Source organism: Vibrio sp. 1401 (genome assembly GCF_033340295.1).
The window spans coordinates 1-702 of record NZ_JAWOWF010000365.1; the positions used below are offsets into that span (position 1 = coordinate 1).

A 702-nucleotide genomic window follows, 5' to 3' on the forward strand; every position below is an offset into this window, starting at 1 on the left:
AATACACCACCGAGTTGAATGAGACGTTCAGTGAAGAAAAACAACGCCTCGCTCTAAACAACATTTACAGTTAGAGAAATAGAATGTTTCAAGCCATTCAACAAAAACTGCTACTTATGCCGAGTGGCAAAAAGAACTTGCTGTCACTCGGCATGAAAACGGCAATCACGCGAGTTTTCAGTGCATTATTTGCCTTTTTGCTTACGCTCATCGTGTCGCGCACAACCGATGCATCCACTTCAGGTCAGTTTTTCTTCTTGTTCAATCTCGTATCGCTCACAGCCATTATTTCTCAGCGAGGCTTTGACGTTGCTTTAGTCCGATTCAACGCTATCGCGTTTAGCAACGGAGATATTCAACAGCAAAGTGACAACTATTGGACGGCTTTAACTCGCAGCATCACATTTTGTTTCACGGCTGCCGTTACTCTATTTGTCGGCTTTTACCTGTTTCCAAATCAACTGAATCAAACCAACAGTCCAATAGTGGCGATTACGCTCGCGCTGATGTGTGTACCTTTCCTCGTATTAGGACAAACCAACAGCCGTGTTTTACAAGCAAGTAAAATGGTGGTGCCATCCCTATTCGCGCTTCAACTCGGCGTCAGTGTGCTCATGGTTTTGTTCATTATTGGCCTGAGCACACTGCACTCACAAAACATCAACAGCCTAATAGCGGCATTGCTGCTGGCGAGTCTGATCG

The 702-nt window shown here is 45.0% G+C and carries 1 pseudogene; it reads left to right on the plus strand.

Annotated elements, in window-relative coordinates:
* Nucleotides 1-83: 83 nt before the first annotated feature.
* Nucleotides 84-702 (plus strand): annotated as a pseudogene (locus R7Z77_RS25660) (capsular biosynthesis protein); the annotation flags it as partial.